Origin of the sequence: Streptomyces sp. NPDC101110, assembly GCF_044759525.1 — a bacterium.
In the GTDB taxonomy this organism is placed as follows: domain Bacteria; phylum Actinomycetota; class Actinomycetes; order Streptomycetales; family Streptomycetaceae; genus Streptomyces.
Genome location: NZ_JBIVZM010000016.1, coordinates 220260 through 243274, shown reverse-complemented (window position 1 = coordinate 243274; position 23015 = coordinate 220260). Strand labels below are relative to the sequence as shown.

The 23015-nt window shown below is 72.8% G+C and carries 19 protein-coding genes and 2 pseudogenes; 13 read left to right on the top strand and 8 right to left on the bottom strand.

What is annotated here, in order from left to right; translation table 11 throughout:
* Positions 1–10: 10 nt before the first annotated feature.
* Together ACIQU3_RS31740 and ACIQU3_RS31735 are read right to left on the bottom strand one after the other, a co-directional pair.
* On the bottom strand, positions 11–5719 hold the full coding sequence (locus tag ACIQU3_RS31740; RefSeq protein WP_403929038.1) for an SDR family NAD(P)-dependent oxidoreductase: 5709 nt from the start codon (positions 5717–5719) through the stop codon (positions 11–13).
* An 11-nt stretch (positions 5720–5730) separates the two neighbouring features.
* Positions 5731–6045 carry an acyl carrier protein gene (locus ACIQU3_RS31735; protein ID WP_403929035.1) on the bottom strand — a complete coding sequence of 105 codons (315 nt, stop codon included), beginning with the start codon at positions 6043–6045 and terminating at the stop codon, positions 5731–5733.
* 150 nt (positions 6046–6195) lie between these two features.
* Between ACIQU3_RS31735 and ACIQU3_RS31730 the strand changes: the two genes are divergently transcribed.
* The 11 genes from ACIQU3_RS31730 to serS all read left to right on the top strand — a co-directional run bounded on the left by ACIQU3_RS31730 (position 6196) and on the right by serS (position 17119).
* On the top strand, positions 6196–7827 hold the full coding sequence (locus ACIQU3_RS31730) for an aldehyde dehydrogenase (RefSeq protein ID WP_150483467.1): 1632 nt from the start codon (positions 6196–6198) through the stop codon (positions 7825–7827).
* 99 nt (positions 7828–7926) lie between these two features.
* The gene (locus ACIQU3_RS31725; protein ID WP_403929032.1) at positions 7927–9066 is read left to right on the top strand and encodes an acyl-CoA dehydrogenase family protein; all 1140 of its coding nucleotides are present in this window, start codon (positions 7927–7929) and stop codon (positions 9064–9066) included.
* Between the two features lie 124 nt (positions 9067–9190).
* Entirely contained in the window at positions 9191–10486 is a 1296-nt protein-coding gene (locus tag ACIQU3_RS31720; RefSeq protein WP_403744068.1) for an aspartate aminotransferase family protein, read from the top strand.
* A 2-nt stretch (positions 10487–10488) separates the two neighbouring features.
* Positions 10489–10971, top strand: a complete 483-nt coding sequence (locus ACIQU3_RS31715; protein WP_403929029.1) for a type II toxin-antitoxin system RatA family toxin — start codon at positions 10489–10491, stop codon at positions 10969–10971.
* Between the two features lie 21 nt (positions 10972–10992).
* Positions 10993–11601 carry a hypothetical protein gene (locus ACIQU3_RS31710; RefSeq protein ID WP_403929028.1) on the top strand — a complete coding sequence of 203 codons (609 nt, stop codon included), beginning with the start codon at positions 10993–10995 and terminating at the stop codon, positions 11599–11601.
* Positions 11598–12155, top strand: coding sequence for a flavin reductase family protein (locus ACIQU3_RS31705; RefSeq protein WP_403744060.1), 558 nt, complete (start codon positions 11598–11600; stop codon positions 12153–12155). Before ACIQU3_RS31710 ends, ACIQU3_RS31705 begins: the two co-directional genes overlap by 4 nt.
* The gene (locus tag ACIQU3_RS31700; protein ID WP_030895211.1) at positions 12152–13144 is read left to right on the top strand and encodes a VlmB-like protein; all 993 of its coding nucleotides are present in this window, start codon (positions 12152–12154) and stop codon (positions 13142–13144) included. The genes ACIQU3_RS31705 and ACIQU3_RS31700 overlap by 4 nt, the downstream gene beginning before the upstream one ends.
* Positions 13141–14148 (top strand): beta-ketoacyl-ACP synthase III, encoded by a 1008-nt coding sequence (locus ACIQU3_RS31695; protein WP_403744057.1) that lies wholly within the window; start codon positions 13141–13143, stop codon positions 14146–14148. The genes ACIQU3_RS31700 and ACIQU3_RS31695 overlap by 4 nt, the downstream gene beginning before the upstream one ends.
* Positions 14149–14254: 106 nt before the next feature.
* Entirely contained in the window at positions 14255–14485 is a 231-nt protein-coding gene (locus tag ACIQU3_RS31690; protein ID WP_018888444.1) for an acyl carrier protein, read from the top strand.
* Positions 14485–15705, top strand: coding sequence for a beta-ketoacyl-[acyl-carrier-protein] synthase family protein (locus ACIQU3_RS31685; protein ID WP_403744055.1), 1221 nt, complete (start codon positions 14485–14487; stop codon positions 15703–15705). Before ACIQU3_RS31690 ends, ACIQU3_RS31685 begins: the two co-directional genes overlap by 1 nt.
* A 136-nt stretch (positions 15706–15841) precedes the next feature.
* Positions 15842–17119 carry a serine--tRNA ligase gene (gene serS, locus ACIQU3_RS31680; protein WP_403929025.1) on the top strand — a complete coding sequence of 426 codons (1278 nt, stop codon included), beginning with the start codon at positions 15842–15844 and terminating at the stop codon, positions 17117–17119.
* Between the two features lie 82 nt (positions 17120–17201).
* Here the strand turns inward: serS and fabI are convergent, their stop codons facing one another.
* The 6 genes from fabI to ACIQU3_RS31650 form a co-directional block, all read right to left on the bottom strand.
* Positions 17202–17966: an enoyl-ACP reductase FabI gene (gene fabI / locus ACIQU3_RS31675; RefSeq protein ID WP_403744050.1), complete on the bottom strand. Its 765-nt coding sequence runs from the start codon at positions 17964–17966 to the stop codon at positions 17202–17204.
* The gene (gene fdxA / locus ACIQU3_RS31670) at positions 17963–18289 is read right to left on the bottom strand and encodes a ferredoxin (RefSeq protein WP_403744046.1); all 327 of its coding nucleotides are present in this window, start codon (positions 18287–18289) and stop codon (positions 17963–17965) included. The genes fabI and fdxA overlap by 4 nt, the downstream gene beginning before the upstream one ends.
* A 2-nt stretch (positions 18290–18291) precedes the next feature.
* Entirely contained in the window at positions 18292–19716 is a 1425-nt protein-coding gene (locus ACIQU3_RS31665) for an MFS transporter (RefSeq protein ID WP_403744044.1), read from the bottom strand.
* A 254-nt stretch (positions 19717–19970) separates the two neighbouring features.
* Positions 19971–21074: a fatty acid desaturase family protein gene (locus ACIQU3_RS31660; RefSeq protein ID WP_403744040.1), complete on the bottom strand. Its 1104-nt coding sequence runs from the start codon at positions 21072–21074 to the stop codon at positions 19971–19973.
* 245 nt (positions 21075–21319) lie between these two features.
* A complete protein-coding gene (locus tag ACIQU3_RS31655; RefSeq protein WP_167537461.1) occupies positions 21320–21484 on the bottom strand; it encodes a hypothetical protein in 165 nt (54 codons plus the stop codon).
* Positions 21485–21626: 142 nt separating this feature from the next.
* The gene (locus ACIQU3_RS31650) at positions 21627–22622 is read right to left on the bottom strand and encodes a DUF2156 domain-containing protein (protein ID WP_403744037.1); all 996 of its coding nucleotides are present in this window, start codon (positions 22620–22622) and stop codon (positions 21627–21629) included.
* Positions 22623–22797: 175 nt separating this feature from the next.
* Between ACIQU3_RS31650 and ACIQU3_RS31645 the strand changes: the two are divergent.
* Together ACIQU3_RS31645 and ACIQU3_RS31640 are read left to right on the top strand one after the other, a co-directional pair.
* Positions 22798–22890, top strand: a pseudogene (locus tag ACIQU3_RS31645).
* A gap of 31 nt (positions 22891–22921) precedes the next feature.
* Positions 22922–23014, top strand: a pseudogene (locus ACIQU3_RS31640).
* The last annotated feature ends 1 nt before the right edge of the window (position 23015 follow it).

Genomic DNA, 23015 nt, shown 5'->3' with positions numbered 1-23015 from the left:
CTTGTGTGCGTCAGGCGGCCGGCACCGGCTCGAGCTGCCCGCAGAGGAACTGGGCCAGCTGCCGCACGGTCGGGTGGTCGTGGGTGAGCGAGGCCGGCAGGGGCAGCCGGAACGCCTGCTCCAGGGCGGCCTTGACCTGCTGGGCCATCAGCGAGTCCAGGCCCAGGGTGACGAACTCGGTGTTCGGGTTCAGTTCGTCGCCCTCCTCCAGGTGCAGGACGGCTGCGACCTTCTCGCGGACGACCCCGGTCACGGCGGCGGTCCGCTCGGCCGGCGGGAGGGCGGCGAGCGCGGTGAGGTCGAGGCCGGTGTCGTCGTCGGAGGCGTTGCGGGCGAGCCGGTCGTAGAACAGGTCGCCGGTGACGCTGCCCGCGACGTAGCGGTCCCAGTCGAACTCGCCCACCACCCGCTGGGTGCGGGGGCGCCCCCAGAGCCTGGCCAGGGTGTCCAGGGCGCGGGTCGGGGAGAAGAAGCGCACGCCGCTGCGTTCGATCTCCTGGCTGAGGTGCTCCTCCAGGCGGGCCGACATGCCGACCCGTGCCCAGGCGCCCCAGTTCACCGACAGGCCGGGCACGCCCCGCCGTCCGCGCCACTCGGCGAGGGCGTCGAGGGCGGCGCTGGCCGCGGCGTAGTGGCCCTGCGTGGCGCCGCCGAGGACCGAGGCGATCGAGGAGTAGGTGACGAAGAAGTCCAGCTCCGGGAAGGAGGACTGGGCGGCCTCGTGCAGCAGCCAGCCGCCGTACGCCTTGGCCTCCAGCTGTGCGTCGATGGCCTCCCAGGTCAGCTCGGCGATGAGCTTCTTGTCGTAGGCGCCTGCGGCGTGCACGATCCCGCCCACCGGGTGCGGGCCGGCCGCGAGGTGCCGCACCAGCCGCCGCACGTCCTCGGCGCGGCCGATGTCGGCCCGGACGAGGTCGAGTTCGGCGTGCTCGGCGAGGTCGGCGAGGACGGGGGCGGCCTCCTCGGTGGGCCGTCCGCTGCGGCTGACCAGCGTCAGGTGGCGGGCGCCGAGGGCGATCAGCTTCCGGGCGGTGACCAGGCCGAGGCCGCCCAGACCGCCGGTGACGAGGTAGGTGCGGTCCGGGCGCAGAGCGGCCGGGACCTCCTCGGCGGGGGCGGCGGGCTCCGCCTCGGGGGCGTCCGGGAGGGTAACCCAGGACTGTCCCGACGGGTCCGACAGGGCCGTCCGCAGCGCCTCGCCGGTCTCGTCGAGGCGGAAGTGCCGGGCGGCGTCGCCGTCTTCGGCGGACGGGGCGTGCACCACGGCCGCCGCGGGAACCGTGATCGTGGAGCGGAACGTGCCGTCGTGGCGTACGAGGACGTCGTCGCCGGGCGCGAACCCGGTCCCCTCGGCCGCGGCGAGGACGGTGCCGGTGGCCGCGGTGCCGAGCAGCGGCGGGGGCTCCTCCTCCGCGCCGAGCAGTTCCTCGCGCTCCGCGCGGCCGGTGTCCAGGGCGGTGCGGGCGTCGCCGGCGGTCAGGCCGACCGAGCGGACGCGGATCTGGACCTCGTCGGCCCCCGGGGGCACGTCCGTGGCGGCGACCAGCGCGAGGTCGGACAGGTCGCCCGAGTCGGGGGCGCGCAGTTCGAAGCCGCCGGACCAGGTGAGCGGGGCGTCGCCGGAGAGGAGCCGGCGGACGTAGCGGCGGCCCGGACGGTGGGCGACCTGGTACTCGCCGGGCGGTTCGGCGTGCCACTCCTCCAGCAGCGGGGTCAGGCCGCTGCCGGGGGCGACGTCGACCAGAGTGGCCCGGTACTGGGGGTACTCGGTGAGCAGCACCCGGCCGAAGCCCCAGAGCGTGGCGGCGGCCAGGTGTCCGCCGTCGCCGACCGGGTCGCCGGGCAGCCACTGGGCTCCCTCGGTCACCAGCCACAGGCGGGGCGGCCGGGCGGTGCCCGTGGCGTCCAGCGCAGTGACCAGGGCGAGCAGTTCGCGGTAGTTCTCCTCGCACTCGGCGCGCAGCCGGTCGGCGGACATGGCCTGCGGGAGCTGCCGCCAGACGCGGCAGACGTCGGTGACGGTGGGGTCCTCCAGGGCCGCCTTGAGTTCGGTGAGGCCGGCGCCCCGGGTGACCTTAAGGCCGGGCCGTCCGGCGAGGTCGGCGGCGCGGGCGGGCGACGGGTCGAGCAGCACGACGTGCCGGGCGGGGGCGGTGGTCTGCGGTGCGGGCAGGGCGCGGCGGACCCACTCGGGGCGGTGCAGGAAACGGCGGCGGCCGGTGCTTCCCTCGGGGCGGGCCAGCCGGACGCCGAGCAGTTCGGCGACCGGGTCGCCGTTCTCCAGGAGCAGCACGTCGGCGGTGCGGCGGTCCTGGTCGCCGTGCACCCGGGCGAGGACGCGCAGCTCCTCGCCGCGAGGCTTGCGGAAGTGGCGGACCGAGGCGACGCCGCGGGGCACGAACACCGGGCCCTCGGGGTCGAGGACGACGCACGCCTGGACGGCGGCCTCCACGAGTTCCGCCGGCACGTGTTCGACGGCGGAGGCGTTCCGGCCGGTCAGCTCCCCGGTGACCAGGCCGTCGGCGTGCCGGGCGGCGCGCAACAGCAGCCGCATCCGGGGGCCGTGCGGGCGGCCGACGGAGGCGAGGTCGGTGTAGATGTCCTCGTCGTCGATCTGCGTTCCGGCGGGGGCGAGGCCCGCGTCCAGTTCTGCCAGCTCGGAGACGGGGACCACCGGTTCGGGGTCGGCGGCGATCACCGCGGTGGCGTGCACGTCCTCCTCCCCGCCGACGACCGTGAACACCGCCACCTCGGCACCCCCGCCCGGCAGCGGCCGCCAGCGGGTGGTCAGGGCGGTCCTGGTCTCGGCGGGAACGTCGAGCGGCGCGAGCAGCCGGAGGTCGCGCACGGCGGACCGGGCGTGGCCCCGGACCGCGTCCTGGACCGCGAACAGCAGGTCGACGTAGGCGCCGGCGGGCAGGGTGGTGCGTCCGCCGTCGGCGAGGTCGGCGAGCGGGCCGAGGTCCTCGGCGGTGAACTCCGCGGTGAACTCCCGTACCCCCGAGGCGAAGCGCTCCTCGGTGCCGAGCAGCGGGTGGCGGGCGGAGCCGCCCGCGGCGGCGCGGCGGGGTCCGGCGGCCGGCAGCCAGTAGCGCTTGCGCTGGAAGGCGTAGGTGGGCAGGTCCGCCTTGGCCGGCACGGCGTGCCCGGCGTGGTAGCCGGGCCAGGAGACGGTGAGTCCGGCGGCGTAGTACTCGGCGAGTGCGGTCAGGGTGGTGGTGGCCGTCCGGTCCCGGCGGCGCAGGCTGGCCAGCCACAGGTGGTCCTCGGCGGCGACGCCGCGCCGGGCGAGCGCGGTCAGCGCGGCCTGCGGACCGATCTCGATCATGGCGTGCCGGCCGCGCCGGGCCACCGCGCGGATGCCGTCGAGGAAACGCACGGGTTCGCCGATGTGCCGCACCCAGTAGTCGGGGGTGGCGATGTCGCGGAACCGGGCGAGCCGTCCGGTCACGTTGGAGATCAGGCTGATGGCCGGCTCGTGGAACTCGATGCCGTCGAGTGCGGCGCGGAAGTCGTCGTAGACCTCGGCCATCTGCGGGGAGTGGAAGGCGTGCGAGACCGCGAGCCGGTCGACGCGCACGCCGCGTTCCTCGAGGATGCCGCAGACCTCGTCCAGGGCGGGGAGGGCGCCGGAGACGACGCACTGGTCGGGGGCGTTGACCGCGGCCAGTGCGAGGTCGGGGCGGCTCTCCAGGAGCGGCTCGACGTCCTCGGCGGGGGCGGCGACCGCGGCCATGCCGCCCTCGGCACGCACCGCCTGCATCAGCCGGGCCCGCGCGGCGACCAGCCGCACGGCGTCGGGGAGGCTGAACAGGCCGGCGACCGCGGCGGCGACGACCTCGCCGATGCTGTGCCCGACGAGCACGTTGGGGCGCACGCCCCAGGCCATCCACTGCCGGGCGAGGGCGTACTCGAGGGTGAACAGGGCGGGCTGGGTGTACTCGGTGCGGTCGATCGCCCCGGGGTCTTCGACGGTGCCGAGCAGCAGGTCGCGCACGGAGCGGTCCAGGTGCTCCGCGAACAGCCGGTCGCACGCGTCGACGTGGGAGCGGAACTCCGGGAGGGCCTCGTAGAGGGCGGCGCCCATGCCGGCGTACTGGGAGCCCTGGCCGGTGAACATGAAGGCCGTCTTGCGGATGCCGCTGGGGCCCTCGTGGTCCTGGCCGGCCGCCCGGTCCAGGAGCCGGGCCAGGGCGGCGCGATCGGCGACCGGGGCGGCGACACGGTAGGGGTGGTGGGTGCGGGCGACGTTGGCGGTGTGGCAGAGGGCGTCGAGGGGGAGGTCGGGGCGCTCGTCGAGCAGCCGCCGATGGTTCGCGGCCTGCTCGCGCAGGGCGGCGGAACTCTTGGCGGAGAGGGTGAACAGCGGAGCGGCGGGCGTGCCGGAGGACTGCGGTGCGGGGCTCGCCTCCGGTGCCTGCTCCAGGACCACCGCGCCGATGGTGCCGGCGAAGCCGAAGCTGTTGACCACCGCGCGGCGCACCTCGGCCCGCCATGGCTCGCAGGCGGTCGGCACGCGCAGCGGGTAGAGGTCCCAGGGGATGCGCCCGGACGGGGTGGTGAGGTTCAGGTGCGGGTAGATGGTGCCGGAGCGCAGCTGAAGCACCGTCTTGATGACGCCGACGATGCCGGAGGCCGGCTCCATGTGGCCCAGGTTGGTCTTCACCGACGCGGTGAGCACGGGGTTGTCGGCGGTGTGCGACTCGGCGAACACGTCCCCGATGGCGCCGAACTCGATCGGGTCGCCGAGCGGGGTGCCGGTGCCGTGCGCCTCCACGTACTGGATGTCCTCGGGGGCGAGGCGGGCCGTGGCCAGCGCGGCGCGGATCACCTTCTCCTGCGCGGGACCGTTGGGCACGGTCAGTCCGGCGCTGTCGCCGTCCTGGCCGACCGCGGTGCCGCGCACCAGGGCGAGCACCCGGTCGCCGTCACGCTCGGCGTCGGAGAGCAGCTTGAGGACCAGGACACCGCAGCCCTCGGCGCGCGCGTAGCCGTCGGCCGACTCGTCGAAGGTCTTGCACTGCCCGTCCGGGGCGAGCATCTGCGCGTTGGAGAACATCACCGGTATGCGCGGGTGGTGCAGGGCGTTGACGCCGCCGCACAGCGCGATGTCGGTCTCGCCGGAGCGCAGGGCCTGCACCGCCAGGTGCAGTGCGACCAGGGAGGACGAGCAGGCGGTGTCGACGCTCATGCTGGGTCCGCGCCACCCCAGGAAGTACGACAGCCGGCCCGACAGCGGGAACATCGTGATGCCGGAGGCCAGGTGGCCGTCCATCTCCTCGTACGGCAGGGACTCCAGCTCCAGCGCGTAGTCGATGGAGCTGGCGCCGACGTAGACGCCGCCGTTGCCGCGGCGCAGCGGTGCCGGGTCGATGTTGGCGTGCTCCAGGGCCTGCCAGGCGGTCTCCAGCAGCAGGCGCTGCTGGGGGTCCATGTACCGGGCCTCCTTCGGGGAGATGTTGAAGAAGGCGGCGTCGAAGAGGTCCACGCGGTCGAGGAAGCCCCCCGCGGTGGTGTGGATCTTCCCCTTGTCCTCGGGGGTCTCGGGGGTGAACGCGGCCACGTCCCACCGGTCCTGCGGGATCGGGCCGATCCCGCTGCGCCCCTCCCTGAGGAAGGCGTCGAACTCGTCGGGCGAGGTGCTGCCGCCGGGGAATCGCAGACCGATTCCGACGATCGCGACCGGCTCGGGCGGCTGCTGGGATTCCGCACGCGGCATGGAGGGACTCCTTAGCTTTCCTGAGAGGAACTGTCCTGGACGGCCTGGGTCAGGTGGTCCACCAGATGGGCGACCGTCGGCTCGTTGAAGAGCACGTTGGCGTTGATGGAGAGATCAAGGAGCCGCTCCAGGCTCTGCCGTATCTCGGTCAGCCGCAGTGAGGTGAGGCCGAGATCGAAATAGCTGATGTCGAGCGGGAGGTCCTCGGATTCGTCCATGAGGAGAACCGCCTTGAATTTCTTCAGGACGATCGACTCGATTTCTTCGGCGAGTTCGGCGCGCGGCAGATCACGCAGGCGCTGAACAGTGCTGTCGACGGGTGGCATGCGGTCATGCAAGCAGCGCAGGCTGACGCCCCACTGACGGACGGCGGGGCCGGCTTGGCTGAATCAGCACCCTGTCAGCGCCGGGTCAGATTTGGCTGCCACGCTCGCACTGCTTCGAAAAATCCGCTCGCCAAAGGTGAAAGGCTGAAGATGCTTCGCGAAGCCGCGCAGGAGGAGAGTGCCGAGGCACCTTCCGATATCAAGAGCTATGACCTCTACATCGCGGGCAAGGACGTCGCGGGTGACGGGTGGGTGTACACCGTCAGCGGCCGGTCCCTGCTGGAAGACGTGTTCACCAGCGTGAGCCTGAAGCGCGCCCTGGAGCAGGACCCCGAGTCGGAGGCGGCCAGGCATCCGTACGTCGTCGGGCGCTGCGCGGTCGCGGACGACGCGTCCATCGACCTGGCCACGCAGGCCGCGGCCGCCGCCGCACCCGACTGGGCGGCCGTGCCGCTGGAGCGGCGGATGCGGCTGGGCACCCGGTTCCGCGAGGAACTCATCAAGCACCAGGACGAGTTCCTGCGCATGCTGGTCGCCGAGTCCCACCCGGTCAAGCTGGCCCGCTGGGAGCTGAGCTGCCTGCTGCAGATCTACTCCCCGGGCTCCCTGCGCTGGTACACCAAGCAGATGCGGGTGGAGAAGGAGTACGCCGGCCGCACGCTGGTGCTGCACCGCCAGCCCGACGGTGTGGTGGCGTTCAACCCGCCGCAGAACGCACCCCTGCCGAGCGCCGCCCTGTGCGTACTGGCGCTGATGGCCGGCAACGCGGTGGTGGTGCGGGCGCCGCGCAGCATCGCGCTGAGCACCATGTGGCTGCTGCGGGACGTGGTGGCTCCGCTGCTGGAGGAGATGGACGCGCCGGCCGGAGTGCTCAACGCGGTGTGCAGCAACCCCAAGCAGACCATGGACCGCTGGATCGCGGACCCGCTGATCAACGACATCTTCTACATCGGCGGCAGCCAGGAGGGCCTGCGCTTCGAGCAGCAGTGCGTGGCGCACGGCAAGAAGCCGATCCTCGAACTGGCCGGCAACGACGGCATCGTGGTGTGGAAGGACGCCGACGTCAAGTGGGCGGCCGAGGCCATCACCGAGGCCTTCTACGGCTCCGGCCAGATCTGCATGGTGCCCAACTACGTGCTGGTGCACCCGGACGTCGCGGACAGCCTGATCGCCGAGGTGAAGGAGCAGGTCAAGGGCATCCGGCCGGGCCTGCCCGAGGAGGAGGACGTGCTGCTGTCGCCGGTGCGGCGCAGCGAGCGGTTCTTCCGGCTGCTGCGGCAGGCGCTGGACAACGGCGCCGAGCTGGTCACCGGCGGCCACCGCACCGAACTGGACGGCACGCCCTCGGAGACGGGCGTCTTCCTCCAGCCGACGGTGGTGCGCGTGGACGGCCTGGACCGGGCGCGCACCTACGACGTGGTGCGCGAGGAGACGTTCTTCCCGCTGGTGCCGATCGTGGTCCCCGAGCGGGAGGACGACGACGCCCTCCTGGAGGCGTTCCTGCGCTTCGTCAACAGCAACGACTACGGGCTGCGCAACTCCCTGTGGTCGCGTTCCGACCATGTCATCGAGACCTTCGTGCGGCGGGTCGTCAACGGGGGCCTGCTGAAGGTCAACGACTCCCACATCGGCTTCCTGCCCTATCTGCCCAGCCACGGCGGCACCGGCCGCACCGGCGGCGCCTTCGGCGAGGCCAACTACCCGATGCTCAAGACCTCCCACGTGCAGGGCGTCAGCATCGCCCGCGGCGTCAGTCCGTACGACGCGGTGTTCGGCGCCTGACCGCCCTCCGCCACCGCGGCGTCGACCCGTACGACGCGGTGTCCGGCGCCCGACCGCCCTCCGCCCCCTGAACCCCGCCGTTTCCGCTGGAGGCTTCCGTTGCGTTCCCTCGACCTCGCCCGCTCCGTCTGCGAGCGCTTCCACCCCGGTCTGCTCAAGGAGCTGGACCAGATCCCGTACATCGACCGCGAGCGACCCGGCAGCCCGGTGATCGACCTGTTCCGCATCCACGGCGGGGTCGGTCTGCTGATCCCCGAGGAGTACGGCGGTCACGGCGCCGACGCCCTGGACGCGCTGCGGGTCCAGCTGGCCCTGGGCGCCGCGTCCCCGTCGCTGGTGGCGGCCGTGTCGATGCACCACTTCACCATCGCGATGCTGTACTCGCTGGCCGTCAAGGCGGGCCGGCTGACCGACGAGCAGACGGCCCTGCTGCGCCGGATCGTGCCCGACCAGCAGGTGATGGCGTCCGGCTGGGCCGAGGGCCGGACGGCACAGAACATCCTCAAGCCGGCCGTGACCGCCCGCCCGGTGCGCGACGGGTTCCTGCTCACCGGCGCCAAGAAGCCGTGCAGCCTGTCCCGTTCGATGAGCCTGCTCACGGCGAGCGTCGCCATTCACGGCGACGACGGCGAGCCGGAGCTGGCGCTCGCCCTGGTGCCGGCCGACGCGCCCGGCCTGACCGTGCACCCCTACTGGGGTAACGACCTGCTGGCGGGCGCGGAGAGCGACGAGGTGCGGCTGGAGGACGTGTTCGTGCCGGCCGGCATGGTCGTGCGGGCCGGCGCCGACGACCCGCACCGCCTCGACGACCTCCAGTCGGCCGGGTTCGTCTGGTTCGAGATGCTGATCTCCGCCGGGTACGCGGGCGGTGCGCTGGCGCTGGTGGAGCAGGTGCTGGAGCGTGAGCGCGGCAGCGTGGCGGAGCGGGCGTCCCTGGCCGTGGACATGGAGGCCGCGGTCGCGCTGCTGGAGGGCGTCGCGCGGGCGACCGGCCCGGAGCCCGGTGACGAGGAGTCGGTGGCCCGCGTACTGGTGGCCCGGTACGCCGTGCAGAACGCCCTGCCCGACATCGCCTCCCGCGCCCTGGAGCTGCTGGGCGGCCTGGACTTCATCCGCGGCTCCGGTCCGGCACAGGCCGCGGCGGCGCTGCGGGCCCTCGCCTTCCACCCGCCGTCGCGCGCGGCCGCCGCCGAGCCGCTGCTGCGCTGGTTCGGCGGCGGCGAGCTCGTCCTCGCCTAGGGACGGTGCGCCGGCCGGTGAGAACCCGGTCACGGCACCACAGCCGCGGCCGGACAGGGCCCCGGCCGCGGCACGGTCCCGGTCCTGTCCGCACGACCCCACGACCCCTTGGAGTGAGCCACACGTGACCGTCATCCAGGAATCCCCGGCGGCTTCGTCCGCCGACGCCGAGGCGGAGGTCCTCGGCCTGTACCGCGCGCATCTGAGCAAGGGCCGGGCCACGCTCGCCGAGCTGTTCGGCAGCCACATGGAGGTGGCGTCCGAGGGCGCCTGGCTCACCACCAGCGACGGCGAGCGCTTCCTCAACGCCGGCGGCTACGGCGTGTTCGTGATGGGCGCCCGCCACCCGATCGTGATGGAGGAGGTGGAGCGCCAGCTGCGCACCCACCCCACCGCGACCCGCATCCTGCTGGAGCCCACCGTGGCCCGCGCGGCCGAGGCGCTGGTCTCGGTGCTGCCGCCCGGTCTGGACCGGGTGCACTTCGCGCTGTCGGGGGCGGAGGCGGTGGAGACGGGCCTGAAGCTGGCCCGCGCGAACGGTTTCAAGCGCACGGTCTCCATGCGCGGCGGCTACCACGGCAAGACCCTCGGCGCGCTGTCGGCCACCGCCAAGGAGGTCTACCAGCAGCCGTTCCGCCCGCTGGTGCCCGACTTCCTGCACCTGCCCTTCGGTGACGCCGACGCTCTGGAGGCCGAACTCGCCGCCCACCCGGGCGAGGTGTGCGTCATCCTCGAACCGGTCCAGGGCGAGGGCGGTGTGATCATCCCGCCGAAGGGCTACCTCAAGCGCGTCGAGGAGCTGGTGCGCGAGTACGACGGCTTCCTGATCCTCGACGAGGTGCAGTCCGGCTTCGGCCGGCTCGGCGAGTGGTGGGGCGCCGACATCGAGGGCGTCCTCCCGGACGTCCTGCTCGCCGGCAAGGCGCTCGGCGGCGGGGTGATGCCGGTCTCGGCGGCCGTCGCCACCCGCAAGGCCTTCCGTCCCTTCGACAAGGACCCCTACGTCCACACCGCCACGTTCTCCGGCCAGCCGGTGCTGATGGCCGCGGTCCAGGGCGCCATCCGGGCCGTGAAGGAGGAGCGCCTGGTCACCAGGGCGCTGGACCTCGGCGCCCGGCTGCTGCCGGCGATCACCGAGATCGCGCGCCGCAACATCCCCGACCTCGTGGTGGACGTGCGCGGCCGGGGCCTGCTGATCGGCGTCGAGCTCGTCGAGGCCGGGCTGGCCGGCGAGCTGCTGATCGAACTGTTCAACCACGGCGTGGTCGCCAACCATTCGATGAACGGCAGCTCGGTGGTGCGGTTCACCCCGCCCGCCGTGCTCGGCGACACCGACGTGGACTTCCTCCTCAACTCCTTCGACCTGGCCACCCGCGACCTCGTACGGGGCGCGGCCAAGATGCCGGAAGGCGGTAACTGATCGTGAGGCACGTCGAACTCGATGCCCTGATACCCGGGGAGCAGGCCGAGACGGTCCTGCACGCCGTACGAGGCTGGGAGCGGTACCCGGACCTGGCGCCCCACGTCAACGCGACCACGGTGCACGCCGCCTACCCCGACCCCGCCGCGTCCTCCAGCTGGGAGTTGCACTTCCGCAGCGGCCTGCTGCGCTGGACCGAGGACGACACCGTGCTGCCGGAGCAGGGCGAGATCCGCTTCGAGCAGTCCGACGGGGACTTCGACTCCTTCTCCGGGACCTGGTCGGTGACGCAGGACGGCGACGACGTCGCGGTCCGCTTCGACGCCGACTTCGACTTCGGCATCCCGAGTCTGGAGGGCATCCTCGACCCGATCGCCGAGCGGGTCATCAAGGAGACCGTGGCCTGGGCGCTGACCGGTCTGTTCCCCGCCGTGCGGATCAGCGGCGGCATCGAACTCACCTCGCCCGCCGCGGTCGGCGCCTAGCGCATCAGGGAGCTGCTGACCATGGACCAGGCAAACCCGTTCGAGACACCGCGCACCTACTCGCTGCACCGCGCCGAGTACCTGGTGGGCTTCGTCGTCGCCACCGGCCTGATGATCGCCCACTTCGACGAGATCCGCTGGCTGCCCGCGATCGCCCTCTTCCTCTACATCGACCTGATCGGCTACATCCCGGGCGCGATCGCGTTCCGGCGCAGTGGCGGGCGGCCGATCCACAAGGCGTACTACGTCCTGTACAACGTGATGCACAGCCTCATCACCCAGGCCGCTGTGGCCGCGCTGTGGTGCTGGCTGGTGAAGCCGGAGTGGGCGCTGCTGGTGCTGCCCTTCCACCTCTTCGGCGACCGCGGGCTGTTCGGCAACTTCATGAAGTCCTTCGCGCTGCCCTTCGAGCCGGTCCGCCAGCCCGGCTACCTGCGGCTCCTGGACGACCTGGGCCTGCCGCACCCCAAGCCGGTCGGGCATGTGACGGACCCGGTGCCGGTCGGGCACGTCCCGGTGCGCAAACAGGTGCCTGCGCCGCGGGCGGACGCCGCCGAGGCGCAGGAGGCTCCGGCGCGGGTCACCGCGGCCGGAGAGTCCGCGGCCCGGCAGGCGGAGGCGCTGCGATGAGCACCGCGACCGCGACCGGCCCGCGCACGCGCCGGCCCGTCCGCCAGGACCCTGCCGAACGGCGCCGGGCGCTCTACCACCTGGCGTCCCCCGTGTCGGTGCTGACCACCGGCCCGGAGAGCCGGATGCACGGCACCACCGCGAGCACGGTCACCCTGGTCTCGCGCGAGCCGCTGCTCGTCGGCGTCGTGCTGCGGGCCGGGTCGTCCTTCGCGCGGCGGGCCGCCGCCGAGGGCCGGTTCGCGATCAACGTGCTGGGGGGTGACCAGGCGGAGGTGGCCCGCCGGTTCGCCGACAGCGGGCGCCCCGACGGCAGCGCCCAGTTCGCGGGCCTGCCCTGGACGGCGGACCCGTACGCGCAGGCCCCGCTCATCGCGGGCGCGCTCGCCCACTACACCTGCCGCTTCCACTCCGCCCACGCCGCGGGCGACAGCGAGCTGCTGCTCGGCCACGTCGTGCGTGCCAGGGCGGACGAGGGGCTGCCCCTGCTGAGTTACGCCGGCCGTCTGCACGCCGGCACCCTGCATCCGGCGAAGGAGACCGCCGCGTCATGACGCAGTCCAAGGTATTCGTGGCCCCCGAGGCCGACTGGGACAAGGCGCCCGGTCTGCTGGACGGGGCGAAGGAACTCACCCTCGGCCCCGAGGAGTGCGACCTCGCCTACTGGATCACCTCGGTGGCCCAGGGCACGCTGCGCGACCGCGGCGTGACCGGCCACCACGACGACGCGATCGTCCCGGACTTCCTGAAGGAGCCGGGCCCGCTGCGCGAGGCACTGGTGCTGGAGTTCGGTCTGCGCGGGCTGTCCGAGGAGCTGGCCACCCGGCTGCTCGGCCACTACGTGTCGATCGCGCCCGGCATCCCCGAGATGGAGTTCTACGCCACCCAGCTGCTCGACGAGGCACGGCACGCCCGGGTGTTCCGCAACCACCTGGTGGAGCTGGGCATCCCGGCCGACACGCTCCTGAAGAGCATCGACGAGATGGCCCGGGACTACCGCGCCCGGGTGCTGGACCCGGTGGTCGACTTCACCCTCGACATCGTCCGGGACCAGGCCGACTTCCCCGGCGGTGTCGCCGTGTTCGCCATCGTCATCGAGGGCGTACTGGCGCCGGCCGCCGAGCTGAGCGAACGCAAGTGGACTCCCCTGTCCCCGGCCACCGGCGAGATCTCCCGCGGCACCGCGATCGACGAGATCCGCCATCTGACGGTGGCCAGCACCATCCTGCGCGATCACGTGGCCGCGCACCCCGAGTACCGTCCGCGCCTGCTGGAGATCCTGCGGGCCGGCGTGCGGCTGTGGGACGAGATCCCCGACCGGGAGTTCGTGATCCACCGCGAGGAGCTGTTCCAGGAGGGCATGCTCCGGCACGCCGACCGGATCGGCGACTACGAGATCTGGCCCGGCGTGCGGATGCTCGACACCACTCCCGAGCAGCGCTACGACATGGCCGAGCGGTGGACCGACGAGATGGCCGAGGCCCGGATGGCCTACATGGGCCTGCCCCTGGAGGTCCTCAGCAGTCCGGGGCCGGGCGCGTGAGCACCCGACGGGCCGCCGTGATCTGCGGGATCGGGTCGTACGTCCCGCCCGACGTGGTCACCAACGAGGATCTGGCCCGGCGCCTGGACACCTCGGACGACTGGATCCGCTCGCGCACCGGGATCGCCCGGCGCCGTGTGGTCGCCCCGGGCACGGCGACCAGCGACCTGGCGGTCGAGGCGGGCATGCGGGCGCTGAAGTCGGCGGGAGACGCGCGGGCGGGCGCGGTGGTGCTGGCCACCACCACCCCGGACCAGCCGTGCCCGGCCACCGCGCCGCAGGTCGCGGCGCGGCTCGGACTCGGCGAGGTGCCCGCCTTCGACGTGGCCGCCGTCTGCTCCGGCTTTCTGTACGGCCTGGCCAGTTCGGCGGGCCTGATCGCCGCCGGAGTGACGGACCGGGTGCTGCTGATCGCCGCGGACGCGTTCACGACGATCATCAACCCCGAGGACCGCACCACGGCGGTGATCTTCGCGGACGGCGCGGGCGCGGTACTGTTGCGGGCCGGCTCCCCCGGGGAGCCGGGCGCGGTGGGCCCGCTCGTGCTGGGCAGCGACGGCGGGCTGAGCCATCTGATCGAGGTGCCGGCCGGAGGGTCGCGGCAGCGATCGTCCGGCCGGGAGCCCGCACCGGAGGACCGTTTCTTCCGGATGGTGGGCCGCGACACCTACCGGCACGCGGTGGAGCGGATGACCGCCACCTCCACCGAGGCGGCCGAGCGGGCCGGCTGGCGGCCGTGCGACGTCGACCGGTTCGCCGCGCACCAGGCCAACGCCCGCATCCTGGAGGCGGTCTCGGAGCGGCTCGGCATCCCCGGCGAACGGCGGCTGAGCAACATCGCGCGGGTCGGCAACACCGGCGCCGCCTCACTGCCGCTGCTGCTGGCCGAGAGCGCGGCGGAAGGACGGCTCACCGCCGGGCACCGGCTGCTGCTGACCGCGTTCGGCGGCGGGTTGTCCTGGGGCGCGACCACGCTGGTGTGGCCCGAGGTGCAGACCGTCTGACGTCCCGTCACAAGCGGGGCCCGGGCAGGCCCCTCCAACAAGCGCTGTCCGACACAGCGGAGAACGGGCGCTTGCGCCTTCGAGAGAACTGTCGAAAGGAACCGACATGCTGGAGCAGCTCAAGGAAATCCTGTCCAACAAGCTCAAGGTGTCGCCCGAGGCCATCACCCCGGAGGCCACCCGGGAGGACATCGAGCTGGACTCGCTGGCCGTGGTGGAGCTGTCGCTGCTGCTGAAGTCCGAGCTCGGCCTGGACGTCAGCGACGACGACCTGCTGGAGGCGGAAACCGTGGCCGACATGGTCCGGCTGATGGAGGAGCGGAGTGCGAAGGTCTGATGGCGGGCATGGACATCGCCGTCACCGGGCTCGGCCTGGTCACCCCGGGTGGTATCGGGGTCGGGCCGAGCTGGGCGGCGGTCTGCGACGGCAGGCCGGCCGCCGCCCTCGACCCGCTGCTGACGGATAACCCCGTACGTATCTCCTGCCGGGTGCCCGGCTTCGACCCCGAGCGCCTGCTGAGCGCGCGGCGGGCCCACCGCCTGGACCGGTTCGTCCAGTTCGCGCTGGTCGCCGCGCACGAGGCGGTGGCCGACGCGGGCCTCGATCCGCAGACGTGGGACGGGGCGCGGGTGGGTGTGGTGCTGGGCTGCGCGGACGGCGGCCCGGGCACCGTCGAGGAACAGCACCACGTGCTGCGCGAGCAGGGCGCCGACCGGGTCTCGCCGCTGCTGCTGCCCATGCAGCTGCCGAACATGCTGGCCGGGCAGACGGCCATCGAGTTCGGGGCGACCGGGCCCAACCTGGTGGTGGCCACCGCCTGCGCCTCGGGCGCGACCGCCATCGGCACGGCCCGGGACCTGCTCGCCCTCGGCCGCTGCGACATCGTCCTCGCGGGCGGCAGCGAGGCCATGGTCACCCCACTGGTCATGGCCGGCTTCGCCCAGATGGGGGCGCTGTCGAAGCGGCACGACGACCCGGCCTCCGCGTCCCGGCCGTTCGACGCCGACCGGGACGGCTTCGTCGCCGGGGAGGGCGCCGGCATCCTCGTCATGGAGCGGGTGGCGGACGCCCGGGCCCGCGGCGCCCATGTGCACGGCCGGATCATCGGCTACGGCGCCACGGCCGACGCCCACCACATGACGTCGCCGCACCCCGACGGCGCGGGCATCGAGGCCGCCGTCCGCGCCGCGCTCGCCGACGCGGGCGCGGACCCGGACGACGTCCAGCACGTCAACGCCCACGGCACGTCGACACCGCTGAACGACCTGGCGGAAGCCCGCATGATCGGCCGGACGCTGCGCGGGGACCCGCTGGTCACGTCCACGAAGGGAGTCACCGGACACCTGCTCGGGGCGGCCGGGGCGGTCGAGGCCGCCTTCACCGTGCTGAGCGTCGAGCACGAACTCGTTCCCCCCGTCGCGAACCTCGTCATGCCCGACTCCAGGATCGACATCAAACTCGCCCAGACCGCCACCTACATGCCCATCGACCTCGCTCTGAGCAACTCCCTGGGCTTCGGCGGCCAGAACACGGCCCTGGCCATCGCGCCGGCCTGAACGGGCCGGGCCCATACCGGCAGCCGCCCGCGGAGCACCTCCGCCGGGCGGCTGTTCCCGTGCGGCACCCGGCCGCACGGCGCCCGCCGCGCCGGTCCGCGGGCCACCCCACCCCGCCTCACGTCAGGAGTCCACCGTGCACGATCCCCAAGAACTGCTGAAGGACGGGCCGCAGGCCGTTCGGCGGCTGGCCCGCCGCCGCCACGACCTCGACCCGGCCGCGCTGGCCGACGCCCTGCACGAGCGCAACGGCGCGCAGGCGGAGGTGACCCGGCTGCGCACCGAGCTGAACCGCACGGCCAAAGCCCGCCGCTCCGGCCCGCCGACCGATGAGGAGAAGGCGTCCGCCCGGGCGCTGCGGGCCGAGGTGCAGCGGGCCGAGGCCGCCGCCCGCACGGCCGCGGCCCACCTGACCGAGCTGCTGCTCTCCGTCCCCAACATCCCCCTGGACGCGGTCCCGGACGGCGACTCGGAGAAGGAAGCCGTCGAGATACGCCGGGGCGGTCCCGCTCCTCGTCCGGCGGACGGCGCCCGCCACCACGCCGACATCGGGGAGTCCCTCGGCATCCTCGACGGCCCGGCCGCGGCCCGGCTGTCCGGCGCCCGTTTCGCCGTCGCCCGCGGTGCGGGGGCACGACTGGAGCGGGCCCTGCGCGACTTCCTCCTCGACCTGCACACCCGCGAGCACGGCTACACCGAGCAGTCGGTGCCGTTCCTGGTCGACCGCGACACCATGACCGGGACCGGGCAGCTGCCCAAGTTCGAGGACGACCTGTTCCGCACCCAGGTCGGTGAGCGGGAGCTGTTCCTGATCCCCACCGCCGAGGTCCCGCTGACCAACCTGGTGGCCGGCCGGCTCCTGGACTCCCGCTCGCTGCCGCTGGCGTTCACCGCCTGCACGCCGTGCTTCCGGGCGGAGGCCGGGGCGTACGGCCGGGACACCCGCGGCATCCTGCGGCTGCACCAGTTCGAGAAGGTGGAGCTGGTGCGCGTCTGCGCCCCCGAGGACGCCCCGGCGCAGCTCGAACTCATGGTGAACCACGCCGAGGAGTGCCTGAAGCGCCTGGAACTGGCGCACCGCGTGGTGCTGCTGCCGGCCGGCGACCTCGGCTTCTCCGCCCGGATGACCTACGACGTCGAGGTGTGGCTGCCGGGCAGCGGCTCCTACCGGGAGATCTCCTCGGTCTCCGACTGCGGCACCTTCCAGGCGCGTCGCGCGGACATCCGCGTCAAGCGGCCCGACGGGAGCAGGACGCCGGCGGTCACGCTGAACGGCTCGGCGCTGCCGATCGGCCGCACGGTGGCCGCGCTGCTGGAGCAGGGCGTGCGGGAGGACGGCTCGGTGGTGCTGCCCGAGGCCCTCGTCCCGTACACCGGCTTCCGCCGGATCCTGCCGGGCGGGGACACCGCGTAGGCGCCGGCGGGCGCCATCGCGAAGGGGCGGGAGCCGGGTCCGCGACCCGCTCCCGCCCCTTTCGCCGCGCCCGGCCCGGGGCTCAGGCGCCCATCATGTGCACCCCTCCGTCGACGTGCACGATCTCCCCCGTGGTACGCGGGAAGAAGTCCGACAGCAGGGCGACGACCCCGCGGGCCGCCGGGTCCGGGTCGGTGGGATCCCAGCCCGCCGGGGCCCGGTGCTCCCAGACCCCGGCGAGGTCGGCGAACCCGGGGATGGACTTGGCCGCCATGGAGCGCAGCGGTCCCGCCGCGACGAGGTTGCAGCGGACACCGCGGCCGCCCAGGTCCCGGGCGAGGTAGCGGCTGGTCGACTCCAGGGCGGCCTTGGCGACGCCCATCCAGTCGTAGCGCGGCCAGGCGACCGCGGCGTCGAAGGTCAGCCCGACCACCGAGCCGCCGCGCCGCTCCATCAGCGGCAGGCAGGCCGTGGTCAGCGACTTCAGGGAGTACGCCGACACGTGCACGGCGGTCGACACGTCGTTCCAGTCGCCGTCCAGGAAGGAGAAGGCGCCCCGCGGCCCGTAGGCGATGGAGTGGACCAGTCCGTCCAGGGTGTCGGTGTGCTCGCGGATGCGGTCGCCGAGGCCGTCCAGTTGCCGCTGGTCGGTGACGTCGAGTTCGAAGACCGGGGCCGGCTTCGGCAGCCGCTGGGCGACGCGCTCGATCAGGGAGAGGCGCCCGAAGCCGGTGAGGAGCACCTCGGCACCCTCCTCCTGGGCGATGCGGGCCGTATGGAAGGCGATGGAGGCGTCCGTGACGACCCCGGTCACCAGGATCCGCTTGCCGGCGAGGAGTCCGCTCATGTCCGGGTCACCGCCTCGGGCAGGGCCCGCACCAGCGGGGAGTCGTGGTCGAGGGCGCCGAGTGCGCCGGCGCCGCCGGGCGAGCCCACGGCGGCGAAGAAGTCGGCGTTGGACGCGGTGTGGTCGCCCCACTCGGCGGGCACGTCGTCCTCGAAGCAGATCGCCTCGACGGGGCAGACGGGTTCGCAGGCGCCGCAGTCGACGCACTCGTCGGGGTGGATGTACAGGGCCCGGCGGCCCTCGTAGATGCAGTCCACGGGGCACTCGTCGACGCAGGATCGGTCCTTGACGTCGACGCAGGGCAGCGCGATGACGTAGGCCATCGTCAGCTCCTCTTCGTCACGGGGGTGGTCGGGGGGCCGGGGACGCCGTCGACCGGAGCCCCGGTGGTGCGCTCGCCCAGCAGCAGGACGGTCGCCGCCAGGGCCGCCATCGCCGCGGCGATGACCCCGAACAGGGCGCCGGGGCCGTGCGAGTCCAGGACCGGCAGCAGGACGAACGGCAGTGCGGCAGCGCTGAGTTTGGACAGCGAGTAGGCGGCGCCGGACGCGGTGGCGCGGATCGCGGTCGGATACTGCTCGGAGAGGTACACGTGCGAGACGCTGGAGAAGACGTTGCTGCACAGGGTGTAGACGAAGCCGAACGCCACGATGAGCACGGGCGATCCCGCGTAGGCGAAGCCGAGGCCGGCCACCATCATGGCCGCCGCGGAGGCCGCGACCAGCGTCCGGCGCTCGAAGCGGTCGACGATCGGCAGGGCCAGCGCGGATCCGACCGGGTAGCCCAGGAAGCACAGCGCGGTGAAGCCGATGCCCGCGACGATGCCGTAGCCCTTGGCCGCGACGATCTGGGGGGCCAGCGTGCCGAAGCCGTAGTAGCCGACCACGGACAGCACGCAGAAGATCCACAGCACCACCGTGCGGCGCCGCATGCCGCGGCCGAACACGTCGCGCACACGGTGGCGCACCGCGGCCGGTTCCACCGGTCCGGCGGGGTCCGCGGCCACCGGGCGAACCGTCGCGGGACGGTCCGGGTAGGCCTGCTTCTCCAACTCGGCCACCAGCAGCTCGGCCTCCTCGGTGCGGCCCTGGGCGGCCAGCCACCTCGGCGACTCGATCAGCCGGCGGCGCAGCACCCACACCACGGCGGAGCCCAGCGACCCGATCACGAACAGCCAGCGCCAGCCGTCGATGCCGAGCGGGGACAGGGGCACCAGCCACAGCGCGGCGAAGCCGACGGCGGGCACCCCGCAGAAGGCGACGGTGTAGGCCCAGGCGATGTACCGGCCGCGCCGCTTGGCGGGCAGCACGTCGGCCAGGTAGCAGTCGGACAGCACCTGTTCGGCACCGATGCCGATGCCGGCCATGAAGCGGGTGACGATCAGCCAGGTGGCGTTCGGCGAGAAGGCGCCCAGCAGGGAGAAGCCCGAGTAGATGGCGAGGTTGATCAGGAAGGCCCGGCGCCGGCCGAACCGGTCGGCGATCCGGCCGAGCACCAGCGAGCCGATGAACTGGCCGATGAACACCGAGGCCAGGACGAGTTTCAGCTCGGTCGCCCCGAAGGCGAAGTCGCTCTGGAGCACCTTGGCGATGGTGCCCGAGAGGTTGTTCTCGAACGTGTCGAAGAGCAGGCCGATGCCGATGACCATGGTGAGTCGTCGGTGCATCGGGGTGATCGGCATGCGGTCCAGGCGGACCCCGATCGCGGCGGGAGCGGTGACACCGCCCGCCACCGTGGTGGTCTGGGACATGGGGAGGCTCTCCTTGGACTCCTGGTTCTCAGGGGCTCCGGTGAGGCAACCGCCCGGGCCGACGGCGGGCCCGGGCGTGCGGCCCGGGGGCCGGGGCTGTGGACGCGTGGGGGGGTGCGGCCCGGGCCGGGGCTGCAAAGCCGTGGGGGGCGGCCCGGGGGCCAGGGCTGTGGACGCGTGGGGGGTGCGGGGGCCGTGCGGGACCGGAGCGTGGGGGGTCCCGGACCGGCGGCGACCGAGGGGCGCGGGCCGGGTCAGGCCGCCTGGGCTGCCCGGCGCCTGATCTCCTCCTCCACGGTCCCGGCCCGCACCGGCTCACTGACCTCGTGAAGGTAGGAGGCGACCTCCCGGTAGGACGCCCAGAAGCCGACCTCGTGGTACGGCACTCCGCGCTCAGCGCAGTAGGCGCGGGTCAGTTCCCGGGCGCGCGGCAGGTGCTTCTGCGGCATGGCCGGGAACAGATGGTGCTCGACCTGGTAGTTGAGGCCGCCGTAGAGGAAGTCGACCAGCGGGTTGGGGCGGATGTTGCGGGAGGTGAGGACCTGGCGCTCCAGCCAGTCCAGGGTCTCCTCCTCGCCGTCGCGGACGTCCATGCCCTTGTGGTTCGGGGCGAAGATCATGCCGAAGTAGACGCCCAGGGCGGCGTGCTGCACGAGGATGAACGCGACGGCGAGGACCGGCGAGAGCACCGTGAAGACCAGGGCGCAGTAGACCGCGGCGCGCAGCACGATCAGGAACGACTCCAGCACGGGCCGCTTGGTCTTGCCCTGCGCGATGGACACCACGGCCGTCCGGAGCATCTTGAAGCCCTCCAGGACGAGCAGCACGAAGAACAGCACGCTCTGGTGGCGCACGACGAACTTCTGCGTGCCCCGCCGGCTGGGATACTGCTTGACGTCGAAGATGACGGTGCGCCGACCGATGTCCGGGTCCTTGTCCAGGTGGTTGGGGTTGCTGTGGTGTCGATTGTGGTGGTTGACCCACCAGCCGTAGCTGACCCCGTTGACGAGGTTGGCGTGGATGTAGCCGACGGCGGAGGCGGCCTTCTTGCTGCGGAACATGGACTTGTGTCCGGCGTCGTGCCACATGAACGCCGACTGGCCGCCGCACAGCCCCATCCACAGGGCCGTCAGCAGCTGCCACCAGGAGTCGCCCAGGGCGAAGAACGCGGCGAATCCGATCAGCAGCAGAGTGGTGTTGAGCGCGAGACGGCCCACGTAGTAGCGCGGGTCGAGGTCGAGGAGACCTTCCGCCTTGACGCGTTTGAGGAGCTCGGCGAACGTCGCCGAGGCGCCGGTGCGCGGTCCGGCCGCGGAGGCGGCTGCTGCCCCGGCTTCTTGTGTGTGCGGACGCTGCATGCGTTGCTCTCCTTGGGAGAAGTGCCCGGTTCGGGCGGCGGCGCCGCTGCCCCGCGGATCTGCGGGCGCCGCGAGTCGACAGTGCTCCCGCGGGCGGTCGGGAACGCGCGGGCGTGCCCGCCCGGCGGTCCGGGAACGCCGGAGCACAGTGCGGTACTCCGCCGGGGGACCACCGGACGAACACGCGTCCAGCGTGCTGCGCCGCGCTGATGTGCCACTGATGCCGGTCTGATCGGCGGCGGCCGTCAGGCGGCGGACTCGGCGCGCAGCCGTTCGTCGAGCGCGAGGACGGCGGCGTCCGCGTCGCGCGCCACGTCCTCGTCGTCGGGCGCGCCGATGACGGCCATCAGCCGCTCGACCACGGTGTGCTGGAGGACTTCGGTGCTGGTGTCGGGTCCGTTGTCGCTCATCGCTGGTTCTCCTGTTCCGGAAGAGGGGTGGTGTGTGAGGGCGGTGCGGGGAGCGTGACTCGCGTCGCGCCGCGACGCCGCGCCCCGCTGCGGGCACGGCCGGTCCGGAGTGCCCCGCCGCGAGCGTGCGGGTGATGGTGCGTCAGAAGGCCTTGCAGGCACGAAAGACGTGGGCGAAGGACGCCAGCGAGGCCTGCGGGCCGTCGAAGGCGACGTACTCCGGGATGACCACGTCCGGAGCCCACTTCTGCTTGTACGACAGCTGGGTCTGCGCCGGGTACAGCGCTGCTCCCTCGGCCCACAGGGCGTGCATCAGCCACTGGAAAGCCGGGCTGTGACCGTCGATCTCATGGCCGGCGTCGAGGCCGGTGAACGGGGTGAAGCCGAAGTGCAGCCACTCGACGCCCTCCGAACGGAACACCTCGACGGCGGTCGCGTTGATGGCCTCCATCAGTCCCGGGGAGCCGTCCGGCACGCGTCGGCTCAGGTCGTGCATCCAGCCGGCCCGGCCGCCGTACACCGGCGAGTAGGAGATGTACGCCACGGGGCTGCCGTCGATGGTGCCGGTGAACAGCCGGCGGTGTGCCTGGGCCGGTCCGCCGATCTGGCCGACCAGGAACTCCAGTTGCTGGGCTCCGCCCTTGGAGCCGAGCCAGGCCCGGTCGATGACGGCGATCGCGTCCTGCCAGTCGTCGGCGGGGACCTCCTGGACGACCAGGCCGTTGCGGCGGGCCCGGGAGATCTTGTTGCGCAGCTGCATGAAGCGGGTGCCGCGCAGTGTGAAGTCCGGCAGGCCGACGGCCCAGGAGGCGCCGACCTGGTTGACGGTGAAGCCGCGGCGGGCGTAGTGCTCGGCGTCGGCGCGCTGGAGCTGGATGCCGACCAGGGTGCGGCCCTCGTCGCGGACGTGCCGGCGGAAGGCCTCCAGGAGGGGGCCGTAGTCGTCGGGGGCGGCGAAGGGGCCGCCGAACTGGACGGCGAACCGGCCCGTGCGGCGGTACACGACGACGCCGTCGGCACCGGGCAGTGTGAAGACGTCATTTCCGCTGTTGAGGGCCAGGAACGCGCTGGGGTTCTCGCTTGACGTATGGGTGCGTATCGCCTCGAGAACCGGGTTTTCCATGGCGGTCACGGTCATTGTTTTCCCCTTTCGGGAGCGTTTTCCGTCGTCCCGAGTAGAGCATCGAGGGCTGGTACGGGAAAAGACCGGACGGGAATTATCAGATCGAGTCAGAGAAACGTCAGCGCTTTGTCAGGCCCCCCTGTCAATGTTGTTCTCGTGAACGGCACGGGAGACCGGAAGCCGGGAACGAGGAGAGGTGCCCGGAGCGGCTCAACGGGGACCAGAGAGCAATCTCACGGTCGGGCCCACAAAGCCCACGCAGGTTCGAATCCTGCCCTCTCCGCGAAAACGGCCACGCACCAACGGCCACACCAGGAGAGGTGCCCGGAGCGGCTCAACGGGGACCAGAGAGCAATCTCACGGTCGGGCCCACAAAGCCCACGCAGGTTCGAATCCTGCCCTCTCCGC